This is a genomic window from Variovorax sp. 20P10.2.4 (assembly GCF_058244205.1).
This window is the reverse complement of sequence record NZ_JBZAYE010000046.1, coordinates 1-24,157: the sequence shown is the minus strand read 5'-3', so window position 1 is coordinate 24,157 and position 24,157 is coordinate 1. Positions and strand designations below refer to the sequence as shown.

Annotated in this window: 20 protein-coding genes and 2 pseudogenes; 15 read left to right on the top strand and 7 right to left on the bottom strand. The window is 66.5% G+C overall.

Going from position 1 to position 24,157, the window contains the following annotated elements:
• Positions 1-2,761 (bottom strand): annotated as a pseudogene (locus AC27VN_RS07255) (hypothetical protein); the annotation flags it as partial.
• An 18-nt stretch (positions 2,762-2,779) separates the two neighbouring features.
• Positions 2,780-2,863, bottom strand: a pseudogene (locus tag AC27VN_RS07250) (ESPR domain-containing protein); the annotation flags it as partial.
• Positions 2,864-3,376: 513 nt separating this feature from the next.
• Here AC27VN_RS07250 and AC27VN_RS07245 point away from each other — a divergent pair.
• Together AC27VN_RS07245 and AC27VN_RS07240 are read left to right on the top strand one after the other, a co-directional pair.
• Positions 3,377-4,513 carry a DUF2827 domain-containing protein gene (locus tag AC27VN_RS07245; protein ID WP_490876105.1) on the top strand — a complete coding sequence of 379 codons (1,137 nt, stop codon included), beginning with the start codon at positions 3,377-3,379 and terminating at the stop codon, positions 4,511-4,513.
• A gap of 11 nt (positions 4,514-4,524) precedes the next feature.
• Positions 4,525-5,388, top strand: coding sequence for a hypothetical protein (locus AC27VN_RS07240; protein WP_490876104.1), 864 nt, complete (start codon positions 4,525-4,527; stop codon positions 5,386-5,388).
• A 95-nt stretch (positions 5,389-5,483) separates the two neighbouring features.
• Here the strand turns inward: AC27VN_RS07240 and AC27VN_RS07235 are convergent, their stop codons facing one another.
• The 5 genes from AC27VN_RS07235 to AC27VN_RS07215 form a co-directional block, all read right to left on the bottom strand.
• Positions 5,484-8,069 carry a bifunctional aconitate hydratase 2/2-methylisocitrate dehydratase gene (locus AC27VN_RS07235; protein WP_093348770.1) on the bottom strand — a complete coding sequence of 862 codons (2,586 nt, stop codon included), beginning with the start codon at positions 8,067-8,069 and terminating at the stop codon, positions 5,484-5,486.
• Between the two features lie 112 nt (positions 8,070-8,181).
• Positions 8,182-8,754: a hypothetical protein gene (locus tag AC27VN_RS07230; RefSeq protein WP_093348767.1), complete on the bottom strand. Its 573-nt coding sequence runs from the start codon at positions 8,752-8,754 to the stop codon at positions 8,182-8,184.
• A 32-nt stretch (positions 8,755-8,786) separates the two neighbouring features.
• Complete coding sequence (locus AC27VN_RS07225) at positions 8,787-9,800, bottom strand: HpcH/HpaI aldolase/citrate lyase family protein (protein WP_208513667.1); 1,014 nt, start codon at positions 9,798-9,800, stop codon at positions 8,787-8,789.
• On the bottom strand, positions 9,797-10,579 hold the full coding sequence (tam, locus tag AC27VN_RS07220) for a trans-aconitate 2-methyltransferase (protein ID WP_490876103.1): 783 nt from the start codon (positions 10,577-10,579) through the stop codon (positions 9,797-9,799). The genes AC27VN_RS07225 and tam overlap by 4 nt, the downstream gene beginning before the upstream one ends.
• Before the next feature lie 15 nt (positions 10,580-10,594).
• Complete coding sequence (locus tag AC27VN_RS07215; RefSeq protein WP_296780172.1) at positions 10,595-11,581, bottom strand: malate dehydrogenase; 987 nt, start codon at positions 11,579-11,581, stop codon at positions 10,595-10,597.
• 208 nt (positions 11,582-11,789) lie between these two features.
• Here AC27VN_RS07215 and AC27VN_RS07210 point away from each other — a divergent pair, with 208 nt between their 5' ends.
• The 13 genes from AC27VN_RS07210 to AC27VN_RS07150 form a co-directional block, all read left to right on the top strand.
• A complete protein-coding gene (locus AC27VN_RS07210) occupies positions 11,790-12,551 on the top strand; it encodes a GntR family transcriptional regulator (RefSeq protein WP_093348760.1) in 762 nt (253 codons plus the stop codon).
• 228 nt (positions 12,552-12,779) lie between these two features.
• Positions 12,780-13,226 carry a succinate dehydrogenase, cytochrome b556 subunit gene (sdhC, locus tag AC27VN_RS07205; protein WP_208513665.1) on the top strand — a complete coding sequence of 149 codons (447 nt, stop codon included), beginning with the start codon at positions 12,780-12,782 and terminating at the stop codon, positions 13,224-13,226.
• Positions 13,227-13,239: 13 nt separating this feature from the next.
• On the top strand, positions 13,240-13,605 hold the full coding sequence (sdhD, locus tag AC27VN_RS07200; RefSeq protein WP_296780168.1) for a succinate dehydrogenase, hydrophobic membrane anchor protein: 366 nt from the start codon (positions 13,240-13,242) through the stop codon (positions 13,603-13,605).
• A 16-nt stretch (positions 13,606-13,621) separates the two neighbouring features.
• The gene (gene sdhA / locus AC27VN_RS07195; RefSeq protein ID WP_093348754.1) at positions 13,622-15,430 is read left to right on the top strand and encodes a succinate dehydrogenase flavoprotein subunit; all 1,809 of its coding nucleotides are present in this window, start codon (positions 13,622-13,624) and stop codon (positions 15,428-15,430) included.
• 48 nt (positions 15,431-15,478) lie between these two features.
• Positions 15,479-16,180 (top strand): succinate dehydrogenase iron-sulfur subunit, encoded by a 702-nt coding sequence (locus AC27VN_RS07190; protein ID WP_093348750.1) that lies wholly within the window; start codon positions 15,479-15,481, stop codon positions 16,178-16,180.
• Positions 16,181-16,186: 6 nt separating this feature from the next.
• Positions 16,187-16,564 (top strand): FAD assembly factor SdhE, encoded by a 378-nt coding sequence (locus AC27VN_RS07185; RefSeq protein WP_093348748.1) that lies wholly within the window; start codon positions 16,187-16,189, stop codon positions 16,562-16,564.
• 12 nt (positions 16,565-16,576) lie between these two features.
• Positions 16,577-17,887 carry a citrate synthase gene (gene gltA / locus AC27VN_RS07180; protein ID WP_093348745.1) on the top strand — a complete coding sequence of 437 codons (1,311 nt, stop codon included), beginning with the start codon at positions 16,577-16,579 and terminating at the stop codon, positions 17,885-17,887.
• A 174-nt stretch (positions 17,888-18,061) separates the two neighbouring features.
• Positions 18,062-19,021 carry a LysR substrate-binding domain-containing protein gene (locus AC27VN_RS07175; protein ID WP_490876102.1) on the top strand — a complete coding sequence of 320 codons (960 nt, stop codon included), beginning with the start codon at positions 18,062-18,064 and terminating at the stop codon, positions 19,019-19,021.
• A gap of 43 nt (positions 19,022-19,064) precedes the next feature.
• The gene (gene leuC / locus AC27VN_RS07170; RefSeq protein ID WP_093348735.1) at positions 19,065-20,486 is read left to right on the top strand and encodes a 3-isopropylmalate dehydratase large subunit; all 1,422 of its coding nucleotides are present in this window, start codon (positions 19,065-19,067) and stop codon (positions 20,484-20,486) included.
• A 14-nt stretch (positions 20,487-20,500) separates the two neighbouring features.
• Positions 20,501-21,157 (top strand): 3-isopropylmalate dehydratase small subunit, encoded by a 657-nt coding sequence (gene leuD / locus AC27VN_RS07165; RefSeq protein WP_093348732.1) that lies wholly within the window; start codon positions 20,501-20,503, stop codon positions 21,155-21,157.
• A gap of 34 nt (positions 21,158-21,191) precedes the next feature.
• Entirely contained in the window at positions 21,192-22,292 is a 1,101-nt protein-coding gene (leuB, locus tag AC27VN_RS07160) for a 3-isopropylmalate dehydrogenase (RefSeq protein WP_431511947.1), read from the top strand.
• A gap of 93 nt (positions 22,293-22,385) precedes the next feature.
• A complete protein-coding gene (gene asd, locus AC27VN_RS07155) occupies positions 22,386-23,528 on the top strand; it encodes an aspartate-semialdehyde dehydrogenase (protein WP_057595813.1) in 1,143 nt (380 codons plus the stop codon).
• Between the two features lie 274 nt (positions 23,529-23,802).
• A partial coding sequence (locus tag AC27VN_RS07150; protein WP_490876106.1) for a type IV pilus assembly protein FimV occupies positions 23,803-24,157 on the top strand: 355 nt, incomplete at its 3' end.

The following is a 24,157-nucleotide window of genomic DNA, read 5'->3' as shown; positions in this document are numbered from 1 at the left end:
GCCCCGACGACAGACTACCGATGCTGCTCGTGGCCGTGCTCAGGCCAGTCGACGTCGAAGTCGACAGGCTGCTGATGGAACTGGTCGCCGTGCTCAACCCCGTCGAGGTCGACGTCGACAGGCTCGACACCCGGCTGTTCGTCGTGCTGAGTCCCGACGACAGGCTGCCGATGCTGCTGGTCGCGGTGCTCAGGCCGGTCGAGGTCGACGTCGAGAGGCTGCTGATGCTGCTCGCGGTCGTGCTCATGCCCGTGCTCAGCTGCGCCACCGTCACGGCGTCCTGCAACGCCGCGCCATCGGCCACGTTGGTGATTCGCCGCAGGGCGGACGACGAGCCCACCGAGACTTCGGAGGCGGGTGCGTTGGTACCGGTGAGGAAGCCGTTGCCGGTCGGTCCCTTGGCGCCCGTCACGCTGCCCGCGCCCAGCGCGACGCTGTTGGCATAGGCGGCGTTGGCGCCGGTGCCCATCGACACCGCGTTCGAGCCCAACGACACGGCGTTGGCGCCGAAGGCGATCGCGGCATCGGTGACCGACAGGTCGGCCGACTTGACGACGGCACCATTGCCGATCGCGATGCTGCGGGTGGTCCGGTCGTCGGTCGTGGCATTGCCGCCGATCGCGATCGAGGCGTTCTGGGGTGCCACGCCGATCTGGTCGGCGGATGCGCCGGTGCCCAGCGCGATGCTCCCGCCCCAGCTGTTCGCGTTGGTCCCGATCGCGATGGTGTTGACATCGGTGTTCGAGCCGATGGTGGCGTTCTTGCCGATGGCGATGGCGCCATCCGCGATCGAGCGTGCGCCGGAGCCCAGCGCGACGCTGGCGTTGCCCGAGGCCAGGGTGCTTTGTCCGATGGCGACGGCGGCCGCGGCCGCGGCGTTCGCGCCGGTGCCGAAACCGATGGCATTGGCGGCCGATGCGCTGGCCGCGTCGCCGAAGGCGAGCGTGCCGGCCGCGGTGGCGTTGGACTTGTTGCCCAGCGCGACCGAGCCCTGCCCGATCGCATTGTTGGAATTGCCGATGGCCACCGCGCCGCTCGCCGCGGTCGTGCCGTCCAGGCTGCCGGCGGCGGTGTTGTTGGCACCCATCGTCACGGCACCGGTGCCGTTCGATACGTTGGGATCGCCGATGGCGACCGCGCCGTCGCCCGTGGCCTTCTGGCCGCGGCCGATGGCCACCGCGCCACCCGCGGCGGTGCTGGAGTTCGCGGTCGTGCCCGACGAACCGATGGCGACGTTCTGCCCCGTGGCGCCACTGACGACGCCGTCGCCCTGGGCAATGCCGAAGGCGCCGTTGACGATCGCACCGCGGCCGAGCGCGATGCCGGAGGTTGCCGCGGCCACGACGCTGGACTGGCCGCCGATGGCGATCGAATCGGCCGCGGCGGCGGATGCGCCGCCCACGGAATTCGTTCCGAGTGCCAGGGCGCCGGCGGCGGTAGCGCTCGCCGTGCGGCCCAGGGCCGAGGAGAAATCGCCCGTGGCCGTGGCCCCGGCACCGATGGCGGTGCTGCGATTGCCGAAGGCGTTCGCCAGCGTGCCGACCGCCAGGGCATTCTCCGCGCCGGCGTTCGAGGAATAGCCGAATGCCACCGAGGTCTTGCCCCAGGCCTGCGCGAACACGCCGAAGGCCGTGGAACTGCCGCCCCAGGCATTGGCGTTGTTGCCGAAGGCCGTGGAAGGCGCCAGGGAACTCGCGTCGCCGCGGGCCGTCGCATTCGTGCCGAAGGCCATGTCGTTGCCGAAGGCGGCATTGGCGCCGGCGCCGATGGCCGTCGCGCCGCCGCCGTTCGCCTTGGCGCCGGCACCGATCGCGAGGTTGTTCGTCTTGCTGGTCGCGCTCGCATTCGCGCCGATGGCGATGCTCGAATCCGCGCCGGCTCCGACGTTCGCACCGCTTCCCAGGGCGATGGTGCTGTTCGACTGTGCATTGGCGTTGAGGCCGATGGCGATACCCGAATCGGCCGCGCTGCCGACGACCGACTGGCCGCCGATCGCGACCGAGTTGGCGCCCAGGGCACGGGCCGCCGCGGTGCCGCTGGCACCGATGGCCGTTGCGCCGGTGCCACTCGCGGTCGCGCCGGCGCCCACCGCCGTCGCGTAGTTGGCGGTTGCGTTGGCGCCCACGCCGATCGCCGACGCATTGGTGCCGCTCGCGCCACCGTCGTTGCCACCGATGGCCAGGGCATTGGTGCCGCTCGCGTTGGCCTGGCCGCCGATCGCCACCGCGTCCTGTGCCGTGGCCTTGGCGCCGGTGCCGATGGCCAGCGAATCGCCGACCGTGGTGTTGGACGAGGCGACGGAGTTGGCACCGATCGCGATGGCCGTGCCCGCGCTGATCGCCGCCGCGTTCGCGCCCGCGCCGATGGCGATGTTGTTGTTGCTCGCGGCGAGGGCGTTCTGGCCCATCGCGATGCTGGCGATGCCGAAGGCATTGGCCTGGAGGCCGAAGGCCGAAGCGTACTGCCCGGCGGTCGATCCCATGCCGAACATGCTGGAGCCCTTGCCGCGCGCCGTCGTGAACGACCCGAACATCGTGACGCCCAGGAAGCCGCCGCCATTGGCCGAGCACCCGCCGACCACGGTCGAGTACACGCCGGAACCGTCGACCGGATCGACCGTCGCCGGATAGGCCTTGCCATCGGGACCGGTGTTCGCGCCCGTGTTGCAGGCGCCGTTGGGCGGTCCGACGATGTAGGCGTTCGCGCTCTCCATCAAGCCGAAGGACGCCAGCGCGACGCTCAGCGCGGCACCCGCGATCACCGCAGCCGAACTGCTGCGCTTGCCTCGGGCGGAAGTGATTTCCGAAGCGGCCACCCATGCACCGAGCGACTCATTCCAGATACTTCTATATGACTTGTTCATTGACTGCCAACTGCGTGTGGAATCTCAGGACCCGCGCGGTAGGTCCCAGGAAAAATGTGAAGGGTCGTGCTTGGCGCTCGTCGTCGAGATCCCAATCACCGCGCTGTTCACAAGAGCGGTGGAATGTACATACTTGTTTACATTCAGAACGTAAAAGACCAAATCACTCAAAAAGCTTCGATGATTTAGTTCACAAAAAAGGACACAAATTAGCATTCACATTGATTAACAATTGTCTCCTGAAGGTGAAAGCGCCGCGAAAACATAGAATCCCCTCACCGTTCGAAACGGGGCAGAAGATTCGATGCAAGCCCTTGTTTCATAAGGACTTTTTCTTCGATCACGTGGAATTAATTCACATTGAGGCTTGGGAACGCCAACTTTGGCAGGTGAGTAAAAAAGCACACTCGATGCGCTCCAATCTGGAACTTGTTCACAGATCCATTTATTCATCCGTGATTTATTTCTCGCCATAAAGCGCAGATGACGCCAATTAACAATTGGGCAACAAAAGTGAATTCAAACGACTCCCTCCGCATCGGCATCACCATCGGTCTTCACCACGAAGCCGAAACACTCTGGAACAACGGCATCAAGCAGAACGCCGTGTTCCTGGCCGAGGCGCTCAAGCACTGCCCCGGCGTGGCGTCGGTGGTGCTGGTCAACACCACGGCCACGCCGATCACGCCGGCCCTGCCCTGGGACCAGGCGCGCTGGCCCACGACGAACTTCGAGGGCGCCAAGGACAAGGTCGACGTGCTGATCGAGCTGGGCGGCCAGATCGACCACCTGCAGACCGACTACCTCAAGCAGCGCGGCGCCCGGCTGGTGTCGTACTGCTGCGGCTTCGAGTACGTGCATGCGATGGAGTCGATGCTGTTCAACAAGCCGCTGTGGGGCCGGAACCTGTTCGTCAACCAGCGCTACGACGACATCTGGATGGTTCCGCAGGTGGCGCACATCAGCCAGCCCTACTTCGAGGTGCTGCGCCGGATCGAGGCGCGCGCCGTGCCCTTCGTCTGGAGCCCGGTGTTCCTCGAGGAGCGCACGCGCGGGCTGCCCGAGGGCGGCGTCTACCAGCCGCGCGTCGGCCCGCGGCGCCTCAGCGTGATGGAGCCGAACATCAACGTGGTGAAGTTCTGCCTCTACCCGATCCTGGTCGCCGAACTGGCCTACCGCGCGCGGCGCGAGGCGATCGCGCTGCTGCAGGTGGCCAACGCCGAGAAGATGGCGCGCGAGAACATGGAATTCATCACCCTGATGAACCAGCTCGACCTGGTGCGCGAGCACAAGGCCGTGTTCCTGGGTCGGCACGACACGCCGACCTTCCTGGCCCAGAACACCGACATCGTGATCTCGCACCAGTGGGAGAACCCGCTCAACTACTTCTACCTCGAGACCTGCTGGCAGGGCTATCCGCTGGTGCACAACGCCCACCTCTGCGCGGACCTCGGCTACTACTACGAAGCCAACGACGTGGCCGCGGGCAGCGCGCGCGTGCTCGAGGCGATCGACGCGCACGATGCGCAGTCGCTCGCCTACCGCGAGCGCCAGCGCGGCCTGATCGACCGCTACCTGCCCGGCAACGCTGCCGCCACCGAGGTGTACAACACGCTGCTGCTCGGCCTGATGCAGCGCCCCGCCCGATAACCGGAGCCGCCATGCTCGAACCTTCCGCCCTTCAACGCTTCTTCCCCGTGGTCGTCACGCCGAGCCACGACGGCAAGTTCTTCCAGAACTACGTGATGTCGATGATGAACTTCGCCATCGAGGCCGAACGCGCCGGCATGCGGATGCAGGTGCTGTTCCACCAGGGCGAAAGCCTCGTGACCCGGGCGCGCAACAACTGCGTGGCCCAGTTCCTCGCCAACCCCGAATGGACCCACCTGTTCTGGATCGACGCCGACATCGGCTTCTCGCCGCAGGCGGCGTTCCGGCTGCTGCTCTCGGACTACGACATCGCGGCCGGCGTCTACCCGCTCAAGCGCGAGGACTGGCCCGAGGAAGGCGTCGCGGCCGGCACCACGCGCGCGCAGTTCGATGCCACCTTCACGCGCTACACGGTCAATGCGAGCGCCTCGGAAGCCAGCGGCAAGGTCGAGCTCGAGGTGCAGCCCGACGGCTTCATGAAGATGACCGAGGCGCCCACGGGCTTCATGGCGATCAAGCGCGGCGTGTTCGAGCGGCTGATGGCGAGCTACCCCGAGCTCAACTACGTGCCCGACAGCATCGGCGAGGCCGACCGCGGCCTGCACTACCGTTTCTTCGACGTGATGGTCGACCCCGTGACGCGCCGCTATCTCTCGGAGGACTACGGCTTCTGCCGCCTCTGGTCGGGCCTGGGCGAATCGATCCACATCGATGCCAACTCCAACCTCACGCACCAGGGCGCCAAGCTCTACCGCGGCGACTTCGCGACCTCGCTGCTGACCTCGCTGCCGCATGCGGTGGGCGGCCCCGCGGGGGTGTCCATGGAACTGACGGGCACGCAGTACCTGCGTCCGAACCACCCGCCGACGCTCTGAACGCCGGCGCCAGCGCCATGAAAAAAGCCCCGCGGATGCGGGGCTTTGTCGATTCGGGCCGGGCCGGCCCGGGACCGTCCGGCCTGTCTTCAGGCTCAGGCCGTGACCGAATCGGCCACGTTCTTGTAGTCCTCGATCTTGTCGAAGTTCAGGTACTGGTAGATCTGCGCGCTGGACGCATCGAGCACGCCGGTGCTGGCCATGTACTCTTCCCGGGTCGGGATGCGGCCGAGGCGCGAGCAGATGGCGGCCAGTTCGGCCGAGCCCAGGTACACGTTGGTGTTCTTGCCCAGGCGGTTCGGGAAGTTGCGCGTGCTGGTCGACATGACCGTGGCGCCTTCGCGCACTTGCGCCTGGTTGCCCATGCACAGCGAGCAGCCCGGCATCTCTGTGCGGGCACCTGCATTGCCGAACACGCCGTAGTGGCCTTCCTCGGTCAGCTGCTGCGCGTCCATCTTGGTCGGCGGCGCGATCCACAGCTTGACCGGGATGTCGCGCTTGCCTTCGAGCAGCTTCGACGCGGCGCGGAAGTGGCCGATGTTGGTCATGCACGAGCCGATGAACACTTCGTCGATCACGGCACCCGCCACGTCGCTCAGCGTCTTCACGTCGTCGGGGTCGTTCGGGCAGGCCACGATGGGCTCGTGGATCTCGGCCAGGTCGATCTCGATCACGGCCGCGTAGTCGGCGTCGTCGTCACCCTTGAGCAGTTGCGGGTCCTTGAGCCAGGCTTCCTGCGCGGCGATGCGGCGCTGCAGCGTGCGCGCGTCGGCATAGCCCTCGGCGATCATCCACTTCATCAGCGTGATGTTGCTGTTGATGTATTCGATGATCGGTTCCTTGTTCAGGTGCACCGTGCAGCCGGCGGCCGAGCGTTCGGCCGAGGCGTCGCTCAGTTCGAAGGCTTGTTCGACCTTGAGGTCGGGCAGGCCCTCGATCTCGAGGATGCGGCCCGAGAAGATGTTCTTCTTGCCCTTCTTCTCGACCGTCAGCAGGCCGCTCTTGATGGCGTACAGCGGGATCGCGTTGACCAGGTCGCGCAGCGTGACGCCGGGCTGCATCTTGCCCTTGAAGCGCACCAGCACCGACTCGGGCATGTCCAGCGGCATCACGCCGGTGGCGGCCGCGAAGGCCACGAGGCCGGAGCCCGCGGGGAAGCTGATGCCGATCGGGAAGCGGGTGTGGCTGTCGCCGCCGGTGCCCACGGTGTCGGGCGTCAGCAGGCGGTTGAGCCAGCTGTGGATCACGCCGTCGCCCGGGCGCAGCGAAACGCCACCGCGGTTGGCCATGAACTCGGGGAGTTCATGGTGCATCTTGACGTCGACCTTCTTCGGGTAGGCCGCCGTGTGGCAGAACGACTGCATCACGAGGTCGGCCGAGAAGCCCAGGCAGGCCAGGTCCTTGAGCTCGTCGCGCGTCATCGGGCCGGTGGTGTCCTGCGAGCCGACCGAGGTCATCTTGGGTTCGCAGTAGGTGCCCGGGCGCACGCCCTGGCCTTCGGGCAGGCCGCAGGCGCGGCCGACCATCTTCTGTGCCAGCGAGAAGCCCTTCTTGGTGTCGACCGGGCTTTGCGGCAGGCGGAACAGCGTGGAGACCGGCAGGCCCAGCGCTTCGCGCGCCTTGGCCGTGAGGCCGCGGCCGATGATCAGCGGAATGCGGCCGCCGGCGCGCACTTCGTCGAACAGCACGTCGCTCTTCACGGTGAATTCGGCGATGACCTGGCCGTCCTTCAGGGCCTTGCCTTCGTAGGGACGCAGCTCGACCACGTCGCCCATGTTCATCTGCGTCACGTCGAGCTCGATCGGCAGCGCGCCCGAGTCTTCCATCGTGTTGTAGAAGATCGGCGCGATCTTGCCGCCGAGGCAGACGCCGCCGAAGCGCTTGTTGGGCACGAACGGGATGTCTTCGCCGGTGAACCACAGCACCGAGTTGGTGGCGCTCTTGCGCGACGAACCCGTGCCGACCACGTCGCCGGCATAGGCCACGAGGTGGCCGCGCGCGCGCAGGTCCTCGATGAACTTCACCGGGCCGCGCTTGCCGTCTTCCTCGGGAACGATGCCGGGGCGCGCATTCTTGTGCATCGCCAGGGCGTGCATCGGGATGTCGGGACGCGTGGTCGCGTCGGGTGCGGGCGACAGGTCGTCGGTGTTGATTTCGCCGGCCACCTTGAAGATGCTGACGGTGATGCTCTGCGGCACTTCGGGACGGCTGGTGAACCACTCGGCATCGGCCCAGCTCTGCAGCACGCCCTTGGCGTTGGCATTGCCCTTGTCGGCCTTTTCCTTGACGTCGTGGAACTGGTCGAACATCAGCAGCGTCTTCTTGAGGCCCTCGGCCGCCACGGCGCCGACTTCGGCGTCGTCCAGCAGGTCGATCATGGGGCTGATGTTGTAGCCGCCGAGCATCGTGCCGAGCAGTTCGGTGGCACGGGCGCGCGTGATGAACGCGCTCTTCTCGGTGCCATGCGCCACGGCCGCGAGATAGCTGGCCTTGACCTTGGCGGCGTCGTCCACGCCCGCGGGCACGCGGTGGGTCAGCAGGTCGAGCAGGAAGGCACCGTCCTTGTCGTTCGCGCTCTTGAGGAGCTCGATCGCTTCAGAGGTCTGCTTCGCGCTCAGGGGCAGCGGCGGGATACCGAGCGCGGCGCGTTCGGCGACATGGTCAACGTAGGCTTGCAACATCTTCTTTTCTCCGGAAACTTGGGGCTGGAGGGCATGCGGCGCGGTGTTCGACCCGCCGTCCGGCATTCGCCGGTCGGCAAGCAAGAGCCGCGCCGCCCCTCGTGGGGTCGACTTACTTCTTGTCGCCGTCAGCGCCTTCGAAAAGGCTCTTCGGCGGGTTCTTCTTCATTTCTTCGGCAAAGGCCACCTGGGCCGGCGTCTGGCATTCGTCGGCGATGCGCAGGCCAGCCTTCTGGTTCATCAGCATCGACTTGTTGCCCAGCTGCAGCCACATGGCGCCGGCGCGCGGGTCTTCGAGGCGGATGGCGCCGGTGCGGCTTTCGACCGGGTGCATGCGGTAGCGCAGGCCCTTGGTGGTCACGGTGAAGAAGCCGGGCTTCTTCTCGTCCTCGGTCACGGTCACGTCGGCGCCGAGTTCGCACTGGGCCTTGCCGGTCGACACGCGCTTGGCGACCTCGAGGTCGGAGTCGGTGAGCACGACGTTGGTGTCGTCGCTGATCGGCGTGACCTCCTCGACGGCCTTGGCGGCCTTGCGGGTGACCTGGCGCTTGGGCGGGGCCTTCTTGGCTTCGGTGGACTTGGCGGCGGGCTTGGCAGCGGCCGGCTTGGCGGGCGTGCTGCTCTGCGCCAGGGCACCGAACGGCAGAGCCAGGGCCACTGCGGCGATCAGGGCGATTTTCTTCATGTGAGGGTTTCCTTGAGGCTGGTTCGGAGGTTTCAGGAGACCGCGGGCGTCAGCCAGGCCTTGGCCTCTGGCGGCAACGCGCGCCCTGTTGCGTGGGCACGCGTCAGCACCTGCCAGAAATGGCGGTAGCTCGCGCGGTCGTGCAATGTGCCATCAATTTGTGTCGGCGCCCAATCCGCGGCCGCTGCCTTGAGCAGGATATTTGTGGCAATTTGAATCTGCGCCTCGTCGGGCGCGAAGGCCTCGAGGATCGGCCGGATCTGGTTCGGATGGATGCTCCACATGCGCGTGTAGCCGAATTCGCGGGCCGCCTTGCGGGCTGCGGTGCGCATGGCGTCCATGTCGTTGAACTCGGTCACCACGCAGTGCGAGGGCACCTTGCCGTGCGCATGCGCGGCCGAGGCGATCGCCAGCTTGGCGCGCACCACCAGCGGATGCGTGAACTGGCCTGCGGCGCCCATGCCCTCGGCGGGGATGGCGCCGGCGTGGGCCGAGACGAAGTCCATCAGGCCGAAGCTCAGCGACTGCACGCGCGGATGGGCCGCGATGTCGAAGGCGTTGTGCACGGCAAAAGGCGATTCGATCAGCACGTGCAGCGGCAGCGTTTCGGCATCGGCGGCGTCGAGCGCGGCCACGGCCTGCTCGACGTCGGCCACCGATTCGACCTTCGGCACCATCAGGTGACTGAGCCGCTGGCCGGCACGGCCCGCGATGGTGACCACGTCGCCCGCGAAGGCCGGGTGGTCGACCGGGTGCACGCGCACGCCGACGCGCATGCCGGGCCTGGCGGCCAGCGCCAGCTCGGTGACCAGCGCCGCATGCTCGGCCTCGCCGCCCACCGGGGCGCCGTCCTCGCAGTCGAGGGTGACGTCGAACACGCAGGCGCCGAACTCCTCGGCCATCTCGGCCTGGAGCGCGAGGCTCTTCTTCATGCGCGCTTCGACGCCGCTGTAGTGATCGCACACCGGCAGGCTGACGGCGCCGGCCTGCGCGCCGAGCAGCACGGCAGCGGGATGGGCGGGGGCGCGTTCGCTCACGGTCGTCACGCCTTCTTCTGCGCCACGATGAACATGCGCGGGAAGGCCAGCAGCCGCTTGCCGTCGGTGCGCGCCGGGTAGGCCTCGTTCACGCGGCGCTCGTATTCGGCCAGGTAGCTGGCCTGCAAGTCGGGCGGCAGCCGATCGACGAAGGGCTTCAGGCCCGTGCCGCGCACCCATTCGACGATGGAGGCGGCATCGGCCATGCGGTGCTGGTAGATCGTGTGCCAGACATCGACGTTGGCCGCGCGCGGCGCCAGCAGGTCGTAGTAGCCGCCCAGCGGCAGCAGCTTGGTGCGCAGCCGGTCGGCATCGCCGATGGGCTCGGCCCAGGGCGCTTCAGCCGCGAGCGCGCGCATCAGGCGGTGCGTGGGTTCCTGGCGGTTGTCGGGCATCTGGATGGCCAGCACGCCGCCGGGGGCGAGCGCGTCGAACAGGCGCGGGATCAGCGTTTCGTGATCGGGCACCCATTGCAGCGACGCGTTCGCATAGATGAGGTCGGGCGCGGCTTCCGTAGAAGGCGCCCAGGTCGCGATGTCGCTCAGCTCGAAGCGCGCGCCGGGCAGGCGCTCGCGCGCGCTGACCAGCATGGCTTCGGAGTTGTCGGTGCCGAGGGCCTCGGCCTTCGGGAACCGGTGGACCAGCAGCTCGGTGGAGTTGCCCGGACCGCAGCCGAGGTCGACCACGCGGACCGCCTCCGCCAGAGGCACCCGCGCCAGGAGTTCCTGTGCGGGGCGGGTGCGCTCGTCCTCGTAGCGACGATAGAGCGCGGGGTTCCAGTCGAGCATGCCGGCAGGCCTTGCTTAGATCAGGTGAGCAACGCCGGCTTGTTCGCCTTGCAGCTCTTCCAGGGTCTTGTTGATGCGTTCCTGGCTGAATGCGTCGATCTCGAGGCCTTCGACCAGCTTGTACTCACCGTTTTCGCAGGTGACCGGGAAGCCGAACATCGTGTCCTTCGGAATGCCGTACTGGCCGTCCGACGGGATGCCCATGGTGACCCACTTGCCATTGGTGCCCAGGGCCCAATCGCGCATGTGGTCGATGGCGGCGTTGGCGGCCGAGGCAGCCGACGACAGGCCGCGTGCTTCGATGATGGCGGCGCCGCGCTTGCCGACGGTCGGCAAGAAGGTGTTGGCGTTCCATTCCTGGTCGTTGATCATCTTGGCGACGCTTTCGCCGTTGATGGTGGCGAAGCGGTAGTCGGCGTACATCGTGGGCGAGTGGTTGCCCCAGACGGTGAGCTTTTCGATGTCGGCCACAGCCTTGCCGGTCTTGGCGGCGATCTGGCTGGCAGCGCGGTTGTGGTCCAGGCGCAGCATGGCGGTGAAGTTCTTGCGCGGCAGGTCCGGTGCGCTCTTCATGGCGATGTAGGCATTGGTGTTGGCGGGGTTACCGACCACCAGCACCTTGACGTTGCGGCTGGCAACGGCGTTCAGGGCCTTGCCTTGCGCCGTGAAGATGGCGCCGTTGACGGCCAGCAGCTCGGCACGTTCCATGCCCGGGCCGCGGGGACGCGAACCGACCAGCAGTGCGTAGTCGGCGTCCTTGAAGGCGGTCATCGGGTCGCCGTGGGCTTCCATGCCGGCCAGCAGCGGGAACGCGCAGTCGTCGAGTTCCATCATCACGCCCTTGAGCGCCTTCTGGGCCTTCTCGTCGGGGATTTCGAGCAATTGCAGGATGACCGGCTGGTCCTTGCCGAGCATTTCGCCGGACGCGATACGGAACAACAGGGCATAACCGATTTGACCGGCGGCACCGGTGACGGCAACGCGGACGGGCTTTTTGCTCATGGGAAGACTCCAGAAGTGATGTGACGGTGTCGGCGCACGCGCGAAACGCGGCGGCGGAAGTCTCGCGGGGCGGTCGGGAGGTCCGAAAAGGGCCGGACGGCCGCGGCGCGGGAACGGCCGGCATTTTAAGCCGATTCGATGAGGCCCGTCTTATGTCTTATATAAGATATCCTCCGGGTTCCGCCACGGCGCTTACCCACGCCCTGCCATGAACAGCCCCACCACCACCCTCGACGAGCCCACGACGCCCTCGTTCAGCCCGCTCTACCAGCAGATCAAGACCCTGATCCTGCAGAGCCTGCAGGCGGGCGAGTGGAAGCCGGGCGAGCCGATCCCCAGCGAGATGGACCTGGCCGTGCGTTTTCGCGTCAGCCAGGGCACGGTGCGCAAGGCGATCGACGAGCTCGCGGCCGAGAACCTCGTGGTGCGGCGCCAGGGCAAGGGCACCTTCGTCGCGACGCATGCCGAGCAGCATGTGCAGTACCGCTTCCTGAAGCTGGTGCCCGATGGCGGCCTGCCGAGTGCCGAAGGTCCGGCCGAACGCACCATCGTCGACTGCAAGCGCCTGCGTGCCTCGGCCGACGTGGCGCGCGCGCTGGGCCTGCGCACCGGCGACGCCGTGCTGCAGGTGCGGCGCGTGCTCGCCTATGGCGGCGTGCCGACCATCCTCGAGGACCTGTGGCTGCCGGGCACGCCGTTCAAGGGCCTCACGGCCGAGCGGCTGCGCGCCTGGCCGGGCCCGATGTATGCGCTGTTCGAAACCGAGTTCGGCGTGCGCATGGTGCGCGCCGAGGAGAAGATCCGCGCGGTGCTGCCCGACCCCGAGCAGGCCCAGCTGCTCGACGTCACGCCGCAGATGCCGCTGCTGAGCGTCGAACGCGTGGCCCACACCTACCACGACATGCCGATGGAACTGCGCCGCGGCCTCTATCGCACCGACACGCACCACTATCGCAACCAGCTCGGCTGAATGCGCCTCACGATGGACCACGTAACGAATACGCTTCAAGCCGCCGCACGGCGCGCGCAAGACGCTATGAAGTCAAGAGCATCCGACTGCCGCGGTGCGTCGACGCGAGCGCGACCGATGCGCGATGGTGCATTGCAATAGAATTTTGCGTTGTTTGCATTTCCCGAAGAGAAAACAAAAGCGTTCGCTCTCAGAACAAGTCAATCAACAAGCCACGAAAGCCCCTCCATGACAGAGCTTGCATCCTCCTCCACACCACGGCGTCGCGAATTCCGCAACATCAACGCCTTCACCGATCTCACGACCTACCGCCTGCCGCCTGCCGGCATCGTGTCGATCCTGCACCGCGTCAGCGGCGCGCTGATGTTCCTGCTGCTGCCGTTCATCATCTGGATGTTCGACACCTCGCTCTCGTCCGACTATTCGTTCGCCAAGTTCAAGGCCGCCTTCAACAGCGGCCTTGGTTTCGTTCCGGGCTGGTTTTTCAAGCTCGTCGTGCTCGCGCTGATCTGGGCCTACCTGCACCACTTCATCGCCGGCGTGCGCCACCTCTGGATGGACGTGAGCCACAAGGCCGTGACCAAGGAGTTCGGCAAGAGCTCGGCCATCTTCACGCTGGCCGTGAGCGTCCTGCTGACCATCGTGCTCGGCGCCAAGCTGTTCGGCCTGTACTGAGAAGGAGCCTCAAATGTCTGTGAACTACGGCTCCAAGCGCATCGTCGTCGGCGCGCACTACGGCATGCGCGACTGGCTCAGCCAGCGCGTCACCGGCGCCCTGATGGCGCTCTTCACGATCATCCTGCTGGCGCAGCTGATCTTCACGCGCGGCCCGATCGGCTACGACCTGTGGGCCGGCATCTTCGCCGCGCAGTGGATGAAGGTCCTGACCTTCTGCGTCATCGTGTCCCTGCTCTATCACGTGTGGGTCGGCATGCGCGACATCTGGATGGACTATGTCCAGCCTGTCGCGATCCGCCTCGTGCTCCAGATCTTCACCATCGTCTGGCTGGTCGGTTGTGCGGGTTGGGCCATTCAAGTGCTTTGGAAAATCTGACGACCCCATCCCCACCATGACCTACACAAAAGAACAAATCACCAAGCGCAAGTTCGACGTCGTGATCGTCGGTGCCGGCGGTTCCGGCATGCGCGCCTCGCTGCAACTGGCGCGTGCGGGCCTCAACGTGGCCGTGCTCTCCAAGGTGTTCCCCACCCGTTCGCACACGGTCGCCGCGCAAGGCGGCGTGGGCGCCTCGCTCGGCAACATGAGCGAGGACAACTGGCACTACCACTTCTACGACACGATCAAGGGCTCCGACTGGCTCGGCGACCAGGACGCGATCGAGTTCATGTGCCGCGAAGCACCGAAGGTCGTGTACGAGCTCGAGCACTTCGGCATGCCCTTCGACCGCAACCCCGACGGCACGATCTACCAGCGCCCGTTCGGCGGCCACACGGCCAACTACGGCGAGAAGCCCGTGCAGCGCGCCTGCGCCGCGGCCGACCGTACCGGCCACGCGATGCTGCACACGCTCTACCAGAAGAACGTGGAAGCGCGCACCCAGTTCTTCGTCGAATGGATGGCGCTCGACCTGATCCGCGACGACGAAGGCGACGTGGTCGGCGTGACCGCGCTCGAGATGGAAACCGGCGACCTGCACATCCTGCAGGCCAAGACGGTGCTGCTGGCCACCGGCGGCGCGGGCCGCATCTTCCAGGCCTCGACCAATGCCTTCATCAACACCGGCGACGGCCTCGGCATGGCGGCGCGCTCGGGCATTCCGCTGCAGGACATGGAGTTCTGGCAGTTCCACCCGACCGGCGTGGCCGGCGCGGGCGTGCTGCTGACCGAAGGCTGCCGCGGCGAAGGCGCGATCCTGCTCAACAGCAACGGCGAACGCTTCATGGAGCGCTACGCGCCCACGCTGAAGGACCTGGCACCGCGCGACTTCGTCTCGCGCTCGATGGACCAGGAAATCAAGGAAGGCCGCGGCTGCGGTCCCAACAAGGACTACGTGCTGCTGAAGCTCGACCACCTCGGTGCCGAGACCATCCACAAGCGCCTGCCTTCGGTGTACGAGATCGGCATCAACTTCGCCAACGTCGACATCACCAAGGAACCGATCCCCGTGGTGCCCACCATCCACTACCAGATGGGCGGCATCCCGACCAACATCAACGGCCAGGTCGTGATCCAGAAGGGCGAGGACAACAGCGCCGTCGTCAACGGCCTCTACGCCGTGGGCGAATGCTCGTGCGTGAGCGTGCACGGCGCGAACCGCCTGGGCACCAACTCGCTGCTCGACCTGCTGGTGTTCGGCCGCGCGGCCGGCAACCACATCGTCGAGTTCAACGACAAGCTGAAGGAACACAAGCCGCTGCCGGCCAACGCCGCCGACCGCACGCTCGAGCGCCTCAACGAACTGCAGAACTCCACCGGCGGCGAGTACGCGCAGGACGTGGCCAACCAGATCCGCGTCACCATGCAGCAGCACGCCGCGGTGTTCCGCAAGCAAGCCTCGATGGACGAAGGCGTGGTCAAGATCGCCGAAGTGCGCGAGCGCGTGAAGGCCATCGGCCTGAAGGACAAGTCCAAGGTGTTCAACACCGCGCGCATCGAGGCGCTGGAAGTCGACAACCTGATCGAAGTGGCGCAGGCCACCATGGTCTCGGCAGCGGCCCGCAAGGAATGCCGTGGCGCCCACACCGTCGAGGACTACGAGCGCCCGGCCGACGATCCGGTCGCGCCGCTGGGCCGCGACGATGCCAACTGGATGAAGCACACGCTTTGGTACAGCGCCGACAACCGCCTCTCCTACAAGCCCGTCAAGCTGCAGCCGCTCACGGTCGCCTCGGTGCCGCCGAAGGTTCGCACCTTCTAAGCGCCAGCTAATGATCAGCCACGTAAAAGCATTCACAAGGTCACAACGATGAAGCGCACATTCCAGATCTACCGCTACGACCCGGACAAGGACGCGAAGCCCTACATGCAGACCGTCGAGATCGAACTCGACGGCCATGAGCGCATGCTGCTCGACGCCCTGATGAAGCTCAAGGCGCAGGATCCCACGCTGTCGTTCCGCCGCTCGTGCCGCGAAGGCGTCTGCGGTTCCGATGCGATGAACATCAACGGCAAGAACGGTCTGGCCTGCCTGACCAACATGAACACGCTCAAGGGCACCGTGGTGCTCAAGCCGCTGCCCGGCCTGCCGGTGATCCGCGACCTGATCGTCGACATGACCCAGTTCTTCAAGCAGTACAACTCGATCAAGCCGTACCTGCAGAACGACACCGTGCCGCCCGAGAAGGAACGCCTGCAGTCGCCCGAGGAGCGCGAGGAGCTCAACGGCCTGTACGAGTGCATCCTGTGCGCGAGCTGCTCGACGAGCTGCCCGAGCTTCTGGTGGAACCCCGACAAGTTCGTGGGCCCGGCCGGCCTGCTGCAGGCCTACCGCTTCATCGCCGACAGCCGCGACGAAGCCACCGCCGAGCGCCTCGACAACCTCGAGGACCCGTACCGCCTGTTCCGCTGCCACACGATCATGAACTGCGTCGACGTGTGCCCGAAGAGCCTGAACCCGACCATGGCCATCGGCAAGATCAAGGAACTGATGGTGCGTCGCGCCATCTGACCCGACATGGCTGCTTTGCCCGGCACCCCATCGCCCTCGGCGCCTCCTGCGGGAAGCGCGGCGGCCGAGCCGCTCGGAGAACGAGCGCTCAGCAAGCTCAAGTGGCGCTGCCGGCGCGGCCTGCTCGAAAACGATCTGTTCATCGCCCGCTTCTTCGAGCGGCACGAATCTCGCATCACCGTCGGCCAGGCCGGCGCGATGGAAGTTCTGATGGACCTCTCGGACAACGATTTGCTCGATCTTCTCCTTCGTAGAAAGGAGCCCGAGCCCGCATGGGCCGGGGCCGAGGTGGTCGAGCTTCTGCAGCTGATGCGCGCCGACGGCGCGCAGCGGCCCGCAGCCTCCACGACCTCTCCCTCCTCGCCCTCTCGAACAATCCTCTGAAAGAAACCCGAAATGAAAGCCTCCGATACCAAGGCCACGCTATCGTTCAGCAACGGCGCCGACAAGGTCGAACTGCCGATCTACAAGGGCACCGTCGGTCCCGACGTGATCGACATCCGCAAGCTGTACGCGCAGACCGGCATGTTCACCTACGACCCGGGTTTCATGTCCACCGCGGCCTGCCAATCGGCCATCACCTACATCGATGGCGACAAGGGCGAACTGCTGTATCGCGGCTATCCCATCGAGCAGCTCGCCACCAACTGCGACTTCCTCGAGACCTGCCACCTGCTGCTGTACGGTGAACTGCCGGATACGGCCAAGAAGGCCAACTTCACCAAGCTCGTGACCAACCACACGATGGTCAACGAGCAGATGCAGTTCTTCCTGCGCGGCTTCCGCCGCGACGCGCATCCGATGGCCATCATGACCGGCCTGGTGGGCGCGCTGTCGGCCTTCTATCACGACAGCACGGACATCAACAATCCCGAGCACCGCGAGATCGCCGCGATCCGCCTGATCGCGAAGATGCCCACGCTCGTGGCCATGGCCTACAAGTACACGATCGGCCAGCCGTACATGTACCCGAAGAACGAACTCAGCTATGCGGGCAACTTCCTGCACATGATGTTCGCCACGCCCTGCGAGGAGTACAAGGTGAACCCGGTGCTCGAGCGCGCGCTCGACCGCATCTTCATCCTGCACGCCGACCACGAGCAGAACGCCTCGACCTCGACCGTGCGCCTGTGCGGCTCGTCGGGCACCAACCCCTTCGCGGCCATCGCGGCCGGCGTGGCCTGCCTCTGGGGCCCGGCCCACGGCGGCGCCAACGAAGCGGCGCTCAACATGCTCTACGACATCCAGAAGGAAGGTGGCGTGGAGAAGATCGGCGAGTTCATCAAGAAGGTCAAGGACAAGAACTCGAACGTCAAGCTGATGGGCTTCGGCCACCGCGTGTACAAGAACTACGACCCGCGCGCCAAGCTGATGCAGGAAACCTGCAACGAAGTGCTGACCGAGCTGGGCCTGGAAAACGACCCGCTGTTCAAGCTCGCCAAGGAACTGGAAAAGATCGCGCTCGAAGACGAGTACTTCGTGTCGCGCAAGCTGTACCCGAACGTCGACTTCTACTCGGGCATCGTGCAGCGCGCCATCGGCATCCCGGTCCCGCTGTTCACCGCGATCTTCGCGCTGGCCCGCACCGTCGGCTGGATCGCCCAGCTCAACGAAATGATCGGCGACCCCGAGTACAAGATCGGCCGCCCGCGCCAGCTGTTCGAAGGCTCGCCCAAGCGCGACGTGAAGCCGATCTCGGCCCGCTGATCGATTCTTCCGACCGCTCCCTGCAAAAGCTGCCTCCGGGCAGCTTTTTTATTGCCCGTTCGGCATGGCCCTCCTCGCGCCCGGGCAGCAAGGCCATCTCATATCACGATGGCAACCGCATGAAAACAGGAAGAAAATAGCCGACTCATCGCCAGATGCGATGCCCAAGCCCCCATGAGCACGTCCGAACGCAACTTTGCCCGCCGCATCGACCTCACGTCGCTGCAGCTGTTCGTGGCCGTGTGCGAGCTGGGCAGCATCGGCCGCGCCGCGGAGCGCGAATTCATCGCCGCCTCGGCCATCAGCAAGCGGCTGTCGGACCTCGAGGCCACGCTCGGCACCACCCTGCTCTACCGCCATGCGCGCGGCGTCGACCTGACGCCGGCCGGCGAGAGCCTGCTGCACCACGCCCGCTCGGTGCTCTACAGCCTCGAGAAGATGCAGGGCGAGCTCAGCGAGTACGCCGACGGCGTGCGCGGCCATGTGCGGGTGCACGCCAACATCTCGGCCATCGTGCAGTTCCTGCCGGAAGACCTGGGCGTGTTCACGCGCGCCCACGAGGCGATCAAGATCGACCTCGAGGAGCACCTGAGCACCGAGGTGATCCGCGCGGTGCAGGAAGGCGCGGCCGACCTCGGCGTGTGCCACGTGGCCGGCGGCGCGGGCGAGCTGCAGAGCCTGCCCTACCGGCACGACCGCCTCGCGCTGATCGTGCCCGCGGGCCACGCGCTGGCCGATCAGGGCGCGATCGAGTTCATCGCCGCGCTGGACTACGACCACGTCGGCCTGCACACCAACAGCTCGATCTACGTGGCGATGCACGAGGCCGCGCTGCTCGCGGGCCGCAGCGTCAAGCTGCGCATCCACGTCACCGGCCTCGATGCGATGTGCCGGATGATCCAGAACGGCCTGGGCATCGGCGTGATGCCGCAGCGCGCCTTCGAGCTGATGCAGGACGGCATCGGCCGCGGTCTGGTCAGCGTGGCCCTGTCCGACGCCTGGGCCGCGCGCGAGATCCGGCTGGTGGCGCGCGATTTCTCCACGCTGCCGGTGGCGGCCCGCACGCTGGTGAACCACCTGCACGCGGCTTCCTCCACCGAGGCCGAACCCGGCGCCGACCGGCTCGTGGCCTGAAACACAAGACAATCCATTTCCCCACGAAAGAGAAGAGACCGACATGGCACGCACGCTCTACGACAAGATCTGGGACGAACACGTCGTCCACACCGAGGAAGACGGCACCGCGATCCTCTACATCGACCGCCACCTGGTGCACGAAGTCACCAGCCCGCAGGCCTTCGAAGGGCTGCGCGAAGCCGGCCGCAAGCTGTGGCGCATCAGCTCGGTGGTGGCCACGGCCGACCACAACACGCCGACCACCGGCTGGGAGCGCGGCTACGAAGGCATCGCCGACCCGACCAGCAAGGAACAGGTCACCACGCTCGACCACAACATCGCCGAGTTCGGCGCGGCCGCGTTCTTCCCGTTCCTGAGCAAGCGCCAGGGCATCGTGCACGTGATCGGCCCCGAGACCGGCGCCACGCTGCCGGGCATGACGGTGGTCTGCGGCGACTCGCACACCTCCACGCACGGCGCCTTCGGCGCGCTCGCGCACGGCATCGGCACCAGCGAGGTCGAGCACGTGATGGCCACGCAGACGCTGCTGGGCAAGAAGGCGAAGAACATGCTCGTGAAGGTCGAGGGCAAGCTGCCCCTGGGCTGCACGGCCAAGGACATCGTGCTGGCCATCATCGGCAAGATCGGCACCGCCGGCGGCACCGGCTACACGATCGAGTTCGCCGGCTCGGCCATTCGCGACCTCAGCATGGAAGGCCGCATGACGGTGTGCAACATGGCGATCGAGGCCGGCGCGCGCGCGGGCCTGGTGGCGGTCGACGAGAAGACCGTCGCCTACATCAAGGGCCGCCCGCTGGCGCCCACCGGCGTCGAATGGGACCAGGCCGCGGCCTACTGGCGCACGCTGCAGTCCGACCCCGGCGCGAAGTTCGACACCGTGGTCGAGCTCGACGCGACCCAGGTCAAGCCGCAGGTCACCTGGGGCACCTCGCCCGAGATGGTGGTGGCGATCGACGGCCGCGTGCCCGATCCCGACAAGGAAAAGGACAGCAGCAAGCGCGGCGCCATCGAGCGCGCGCTGGTCTACATGGGCCTGGAGCCGAACAAGCAGATGAACGACATCTTCATCGACAAGGTGTTCATCGGCTCGTGCACCAACAGCCGCATCGAGGACATGCGCGAGGCCGCGGCCGTGGTGAAGAAGCTGGGCCAGAAGGTCGCGAAGAACGTGAAGCTGGCGCTCGTGGTGCCCGGCTCGGGCGTGGTGAAGGAACAGGCCGAGCGCGAGGGGCTCGACCAGATCTTCAAGGCCGCGGGCTTCGAATGGCGCGAGCCCGGCTGCTCGATGTGCCTGGCGATGAACGCCGACCGCCTCGAGCCCGGCGAGCGCTGCGCCTCGACCAGCAACCGCAACTTCGAAGGCCGCCAGGGCGCGGGCGGCCGCACCCACCTCGTGAGCCCGGCCATGGCCGCCGCGGCCGCCGTGCACGGCCATTTCGTCGACGTGCGCACCTTCGCCTGACCAGGAGACACCCCATGCAGAAATTCACCGTGCACAAGGGCCTCGTGGCCCCGATGGACCGCGAGAACGTCGACACCGACGCGATCATTCCGAAGCAGTTCCTCAAGTCGATCAAGCGCACCGGCTTCGGCGTGAACCTGTTCGACGAATGGCGCTACCTCGATCCGGGCGAGCCCGGCCAGGACCCGGCCAGCCGCAAGCCGAACCCCGACTTCGTGCTGAACCAGCCGCGCTACGCGGGCGCCTCGGTGCTGCTGGCGCGCAAGAACTTCGGCTGCGGCTCGTCGCGCGAGCATGCGCCGTGGGCGCTCGACCAGTACGGCTTCCGCGCCATCATCGCGCCGAGCTATGCAGACATCTTCTTCAACAACAGCTTCAAGAACGGCCTGCTGCCGATCGTGCTGTCCGAGACGCAGGTGGCCCAGCTGTTCGACGAGACCTTCGCCTTCCCGGGCTATTCGCTGACCATCGACCTCGAGCGCCAGGTGGTGGTGAAGCCCGACGGCCAGGAGTTCGCCTTCGACGTGCAGGCCTTCCGCAAGTACTGCCTGATCAACGGCCTGGACGACATCGGCCTCACGCTGCGCCACAAGGACAAGATCAAGGCCTTCGAGGCCGAGCGGCTGGCGCAGAAGCCCTGGCTCGCGCACACGATGCTCGCCAACGCCTGAGCGTTCCCGTTTCACTTCCTTCGACAACCACCCAATGAAAATCGCAGTTCTCCCTGGTGACGGCATCGGCACCGAAATCGTGGCGGAAGCCGTCAAGGTGCTCCAGGTGCTCGACCTGAAGTTCGAGCTGGAGACCGCCCTGGTCGGCGGCGCCGCCTACGAGGCCCATGGCCACCCGCTGCCCGATTCGACGCTCAAGCTCGCCAAGGAGGCCGACGCGGTGCTGTTCGGCGCGGTGGGCGACTGGAAGTACGACAAGCTCGACCGGCCGCTGCGCCCCGAGCAGGCCATCCTGGGCCTGCGCAAGAACCTCGGCCTGTTCGCCAACTTCCGCCCGGCCATCTGCTACGAGCAGCTGGTGGGCGCCTCGAGCCTCAAGCCCGAACTGATCGCGGGCCTGGACATCCTCATCATCCGAGAGCTGACCGGCGACATCTACTTCGGCCAGCCGCGCGGCCGCCGCACCGCGGTCGACGGCCACTTCCCGGGCGCCGAGGAAGCCTTCGACACGATGCGCTACTCGCGCCCCGAGATCGAGCGCATCGCGCGCGTGGCCTTCGAGGCCGCCCGCAAGCGCAGCAAGCGCGTGACCAGCGTCGACAAGGCCAACGTGCTCGAGACCTTCCAGTTCTGGAAGGACGTCGTGACCGAGGTCGGCAAGGACTATCCGGACGTCGAGCTCGACCACATGTACGTCGACAACGCCGCCATGCAGCTCGTGAAGGCGCCCAAGAAGTTCGACGTGGTGGTCACCGGCAACATGTTCGGCGACATCCTCTCGGACGAGGCCGCGATGCTCACGGGCTCGATCGGCATGCTGCCCTCGGCCTCGCTCAATGCCAGCAACCAGGGCCTGTACGAGCCCAGCCACGGCAGCGCGCCCGACATTGCCGGCAAAGGGGTCGCCAATCCCCTGGCTACAATACTGTCCGCTGCCATGATGCTCCGTTTCTCCCTCAACCAAGCCGAAGCTGCCGACCGGATCGAGTCGGCGGTCAAGCAGGTGCTGGCCTCCGGCCTGCGCACGGGGGACATCTGGTCGGAGGGCACCCGCAAGGTCGGCACCATCGAGATGGGCGACGCCGTGGTGGCGGCACTCTCGGCCTCGATCACCAAAAAGACGATTACCGGCTAACCGCAGCCCGCTTCGTCACGCCCACCCGGCTCCTGACGAGTCGGGCGCAAAGAGAAACCAGCGACTTTCTTTTTTCTTAAAGGGCACACTCAAATGGCGAACGCATCTCAACCTCTGGTCGGCCTCGTGGGCTGGCGCGGCATGGTCGGCTCGGTCCTGATGGACCGCATGCAGGCCGAAAACGACTTCGGCCTCATCGAGCCGGTCTTCTTCTCGACCTCCAACGCCGGCGGCAAGGCCCCGGCGATGGCTAAGAACGAGACCGCCCTCAAGGACGCGCACGACATCGAGGCCCTGAAGAAGTGCGACATCGTCATCACCTGCCAGGGTGGCGACTACACGACCGAGGTGTTCCCCAAGCTGCGTGCCGCCGGCTGGAACGGCCACTGGATCGACGCCGCCTCCACGCTGCGCATGAAGGACGACGCGATCATCGTGCTCGATCCGGTCAACTTGCCCGTGATCCAGAACGCCCTGACCAATGGCGGCAAGAACTGGATCGGCGGCAACTGCACCGTGAGCTGCATGCTGATGGGCGTGGGCGCGCTCTACAAGGCCGGCCTGGTCGAGTGGATGACCAGCATGACCTACCAGGCCGCCTCGGGCGGCGGCGCGCAGCACATGCGCGAGCTGCTGACGCAGTTCGGCACGCTCAACGCCGAGGTCCGCTCGCTGCTCGACGACCCCAAGTCCGCCATCCTCGAGATCGACCGCAAGGTGCTGCACAAGCAGCAGAACCTGAGCGCGGCCGAGACCGCCAACTTCGGCGCCCCGCTCGGCGGCTCGCTGATCCCCTGGATCGACAAGGACCTGGGCGACGGCATGTCGAAGGAAGAGTGGAAGGGCGGCGCCGAGACCAACAAGATCCTCGGCCAGGGCGCGGGCTTCGGCACCGCGGCCACGCCGGTCGACGGCTTCTGCGTGCGCATCGGCGCCATGCGCTGCCACAGCCAGGCGCTGACCTTCAAGCTCAAGAAGGACGTGCCGGTGGCCGACATCGAAGCCATGATCGCCGCCGACAACGCCTGGGTGAAGGTGGTGCCGAACACCCGCGAAGCCACCCTGCAGGACCTGACGCCCGTGGCCGTGACCGGCACCATGGGCATCCCGGTCGGCCGCATCCGCAAGCTGGCGATGGGCCCGGAGTACGTCGGCGCCTTCACCATCGGCGACCAGCTCCTCTGGGGCGCCGCCGAACCGCTGCGCCGCATGCTGCGCATCCTGCTGGAAGCCTGATGGAGGCAGTTCGCGCCCGTTGCCTACCCCCTTGTTGTCGAAAGGCGACAGAAGATGTGTTCGTAAGTATGCGCGCACTGGGTAGAACGGGCGCACTGCCTTGTCAGTAGGGGGTGATGATGCTAACGTCCTCTTACAATTTCTGGGCCTGAGCCGCCCCCCTATCAGCATGACAAGACATCTGTTGCCCGCGGCCTGCCCATCGGCCGCTCGCTCCTCCCTTCCCCTGAACGGCGTTCGTCTGTCCGTCCTGAGTGCGGCGGTGGCCGTGGCGATGGGTCTGGCCAGCACCGATGCGAGCGCGTTGGCACTGGGTCCGCTGAAGGTGCAGTCGGCGCTGGGCGAACCGCTGCGGGCCGAGATCGACGTGACCGAGATCACGACCGCCGAAGCCGACAGCCTCAAGATCAACGTGGCCACCGCCGACGCCTTCAAGGCGGCCGGCGTGCCCTACAACCCGGCCCTCAGCGACGTGCGCGCGACGCTGCAGCGCCGCGCCGGCGGCCAGTACGTGGTGCGCCTCAACGGCAGTCGTCCGCTCAACGACCCCTTCATCGACCTGCTGCTCGAAGCCAACGGCAGCACCGGCCGCATCGTGCGCGACTACACCGTGCTGCTCGATCCGCCGG

Bases quoted from the DNA above. Each gene is read 5' to 3' on its own strand.
- AC27VN_RS07240 (WP_490876104.1), top strand. From the start codon at position 4,525: ATGCTCGAACCTTCCGCCCTTCAACGCTTCTTCCCCGTGGTCGTCACG.
- AC27VN_RS07235 (WP_093348770.1), bottom strand. From the start codon at position 8,069: ATGTTGCAAGCCTACGTTGACCATGTCGCCGAACGCGCCGCGCTCGGT.
- AC27VN_RS07230 (WP_093348767.1), bottom strand. From the start codon at position 8,754: ATGAAGAAAATCGCCCTGATCGCCGCAGTGGCCCTGGCTCTGCCGTTC.
- tam (WP_490876103.1), bottom strand. From the start codon at position 10,579: ATGCTCGACTGGAACCCCGCGCTCTATCGTCGCTACGAGGACGAGCGC.
- AC27VN_RS07215 (WP_296780172.1), bottom strand. From the start codon at position 11,581: ATGAGCAAAAAGCCCGTCCGCGTTGCCGTCACCGGTGCCGCCGGTCAA.
- AC27VN_RS07210 (WP_093348760.1), top strand. From the start codon at position 11,790: ATGAACAGCCCCACCACCACCCTCGACGAGCCCACGACGCCCTCGTTC.
- sdhC (WP_208513665.1), top strand. From the start codon at position 12,780: ATGACAGAGCTTGCATCCTCCTCCACACCACGGCGTCGCGAATTCCGC.
- sdhD (WP_296780168.1), top strand. From the start codon at position 13,240: ATGTCTGTGAACTACGGCTCCAAGCGCATCGTCGTCGGCGCGCACTAC.
- sdhA (WP_093348754.1), top strand. From the start codon at position 13,622: ATGACCTACACAAAAGAACAAATCACCAAGCGCAAGTTCGACGTCGTG.
- AC27VN_RS07190 (WP_093348750.1), top strand. From the start codon at position 15,479: ATGAAGCGCACATTCCAGATCTACCGCTACGACCCGGACAAGGACGCG.
- AC27VN_RS07185 (WP_093348748.1), top strand. From the start codon at position 16,187: ATGGCTGCTTTGCCCGGCACCCCATCGCCCTCGGCGCCTCCTGCGGGA.
- gltA (WP_093348745.1), top strand. From the start codon at position 16,577: ATGAAAGCCTCCGATACCAAGGCCACGCTATCGTTCAGCAACGGCGCC.
- AC27VN_RS07175 (WP_490876102.1), top strand. From the start codon at position 18,062: ATGAGCACGTCCGAACGCAACTTTGCCCGCCGCATCGACCTCACGTCG.
- leuC (WP_093348735.1), top strand. From the start codon at position 19,065: ATGGCACGCACGCTCTACGACAAGATCTGGGACGAACACGTCGTCCAC.
- leuD (WP_093348732.1), top strand. From the start codon at position 20,501: ATGCAGAAATTCACCGTGCACAAGGGCCTCGTGGCCCCGATGGACCGC.
- leuB (WP_431511947.1), top strand. From the start codon at position 21,192: ATGAAAATCGCAGTTCTCCCTGGTGACGGCATCGGCACCGAAATCGTG.
- asd (WP_057595813.1), top strand. From the start codon at position 22,386: ATGGCGAACGCATCTCAACCTCTGGTCGGCCTCGTGGGCTGGCGCGGC.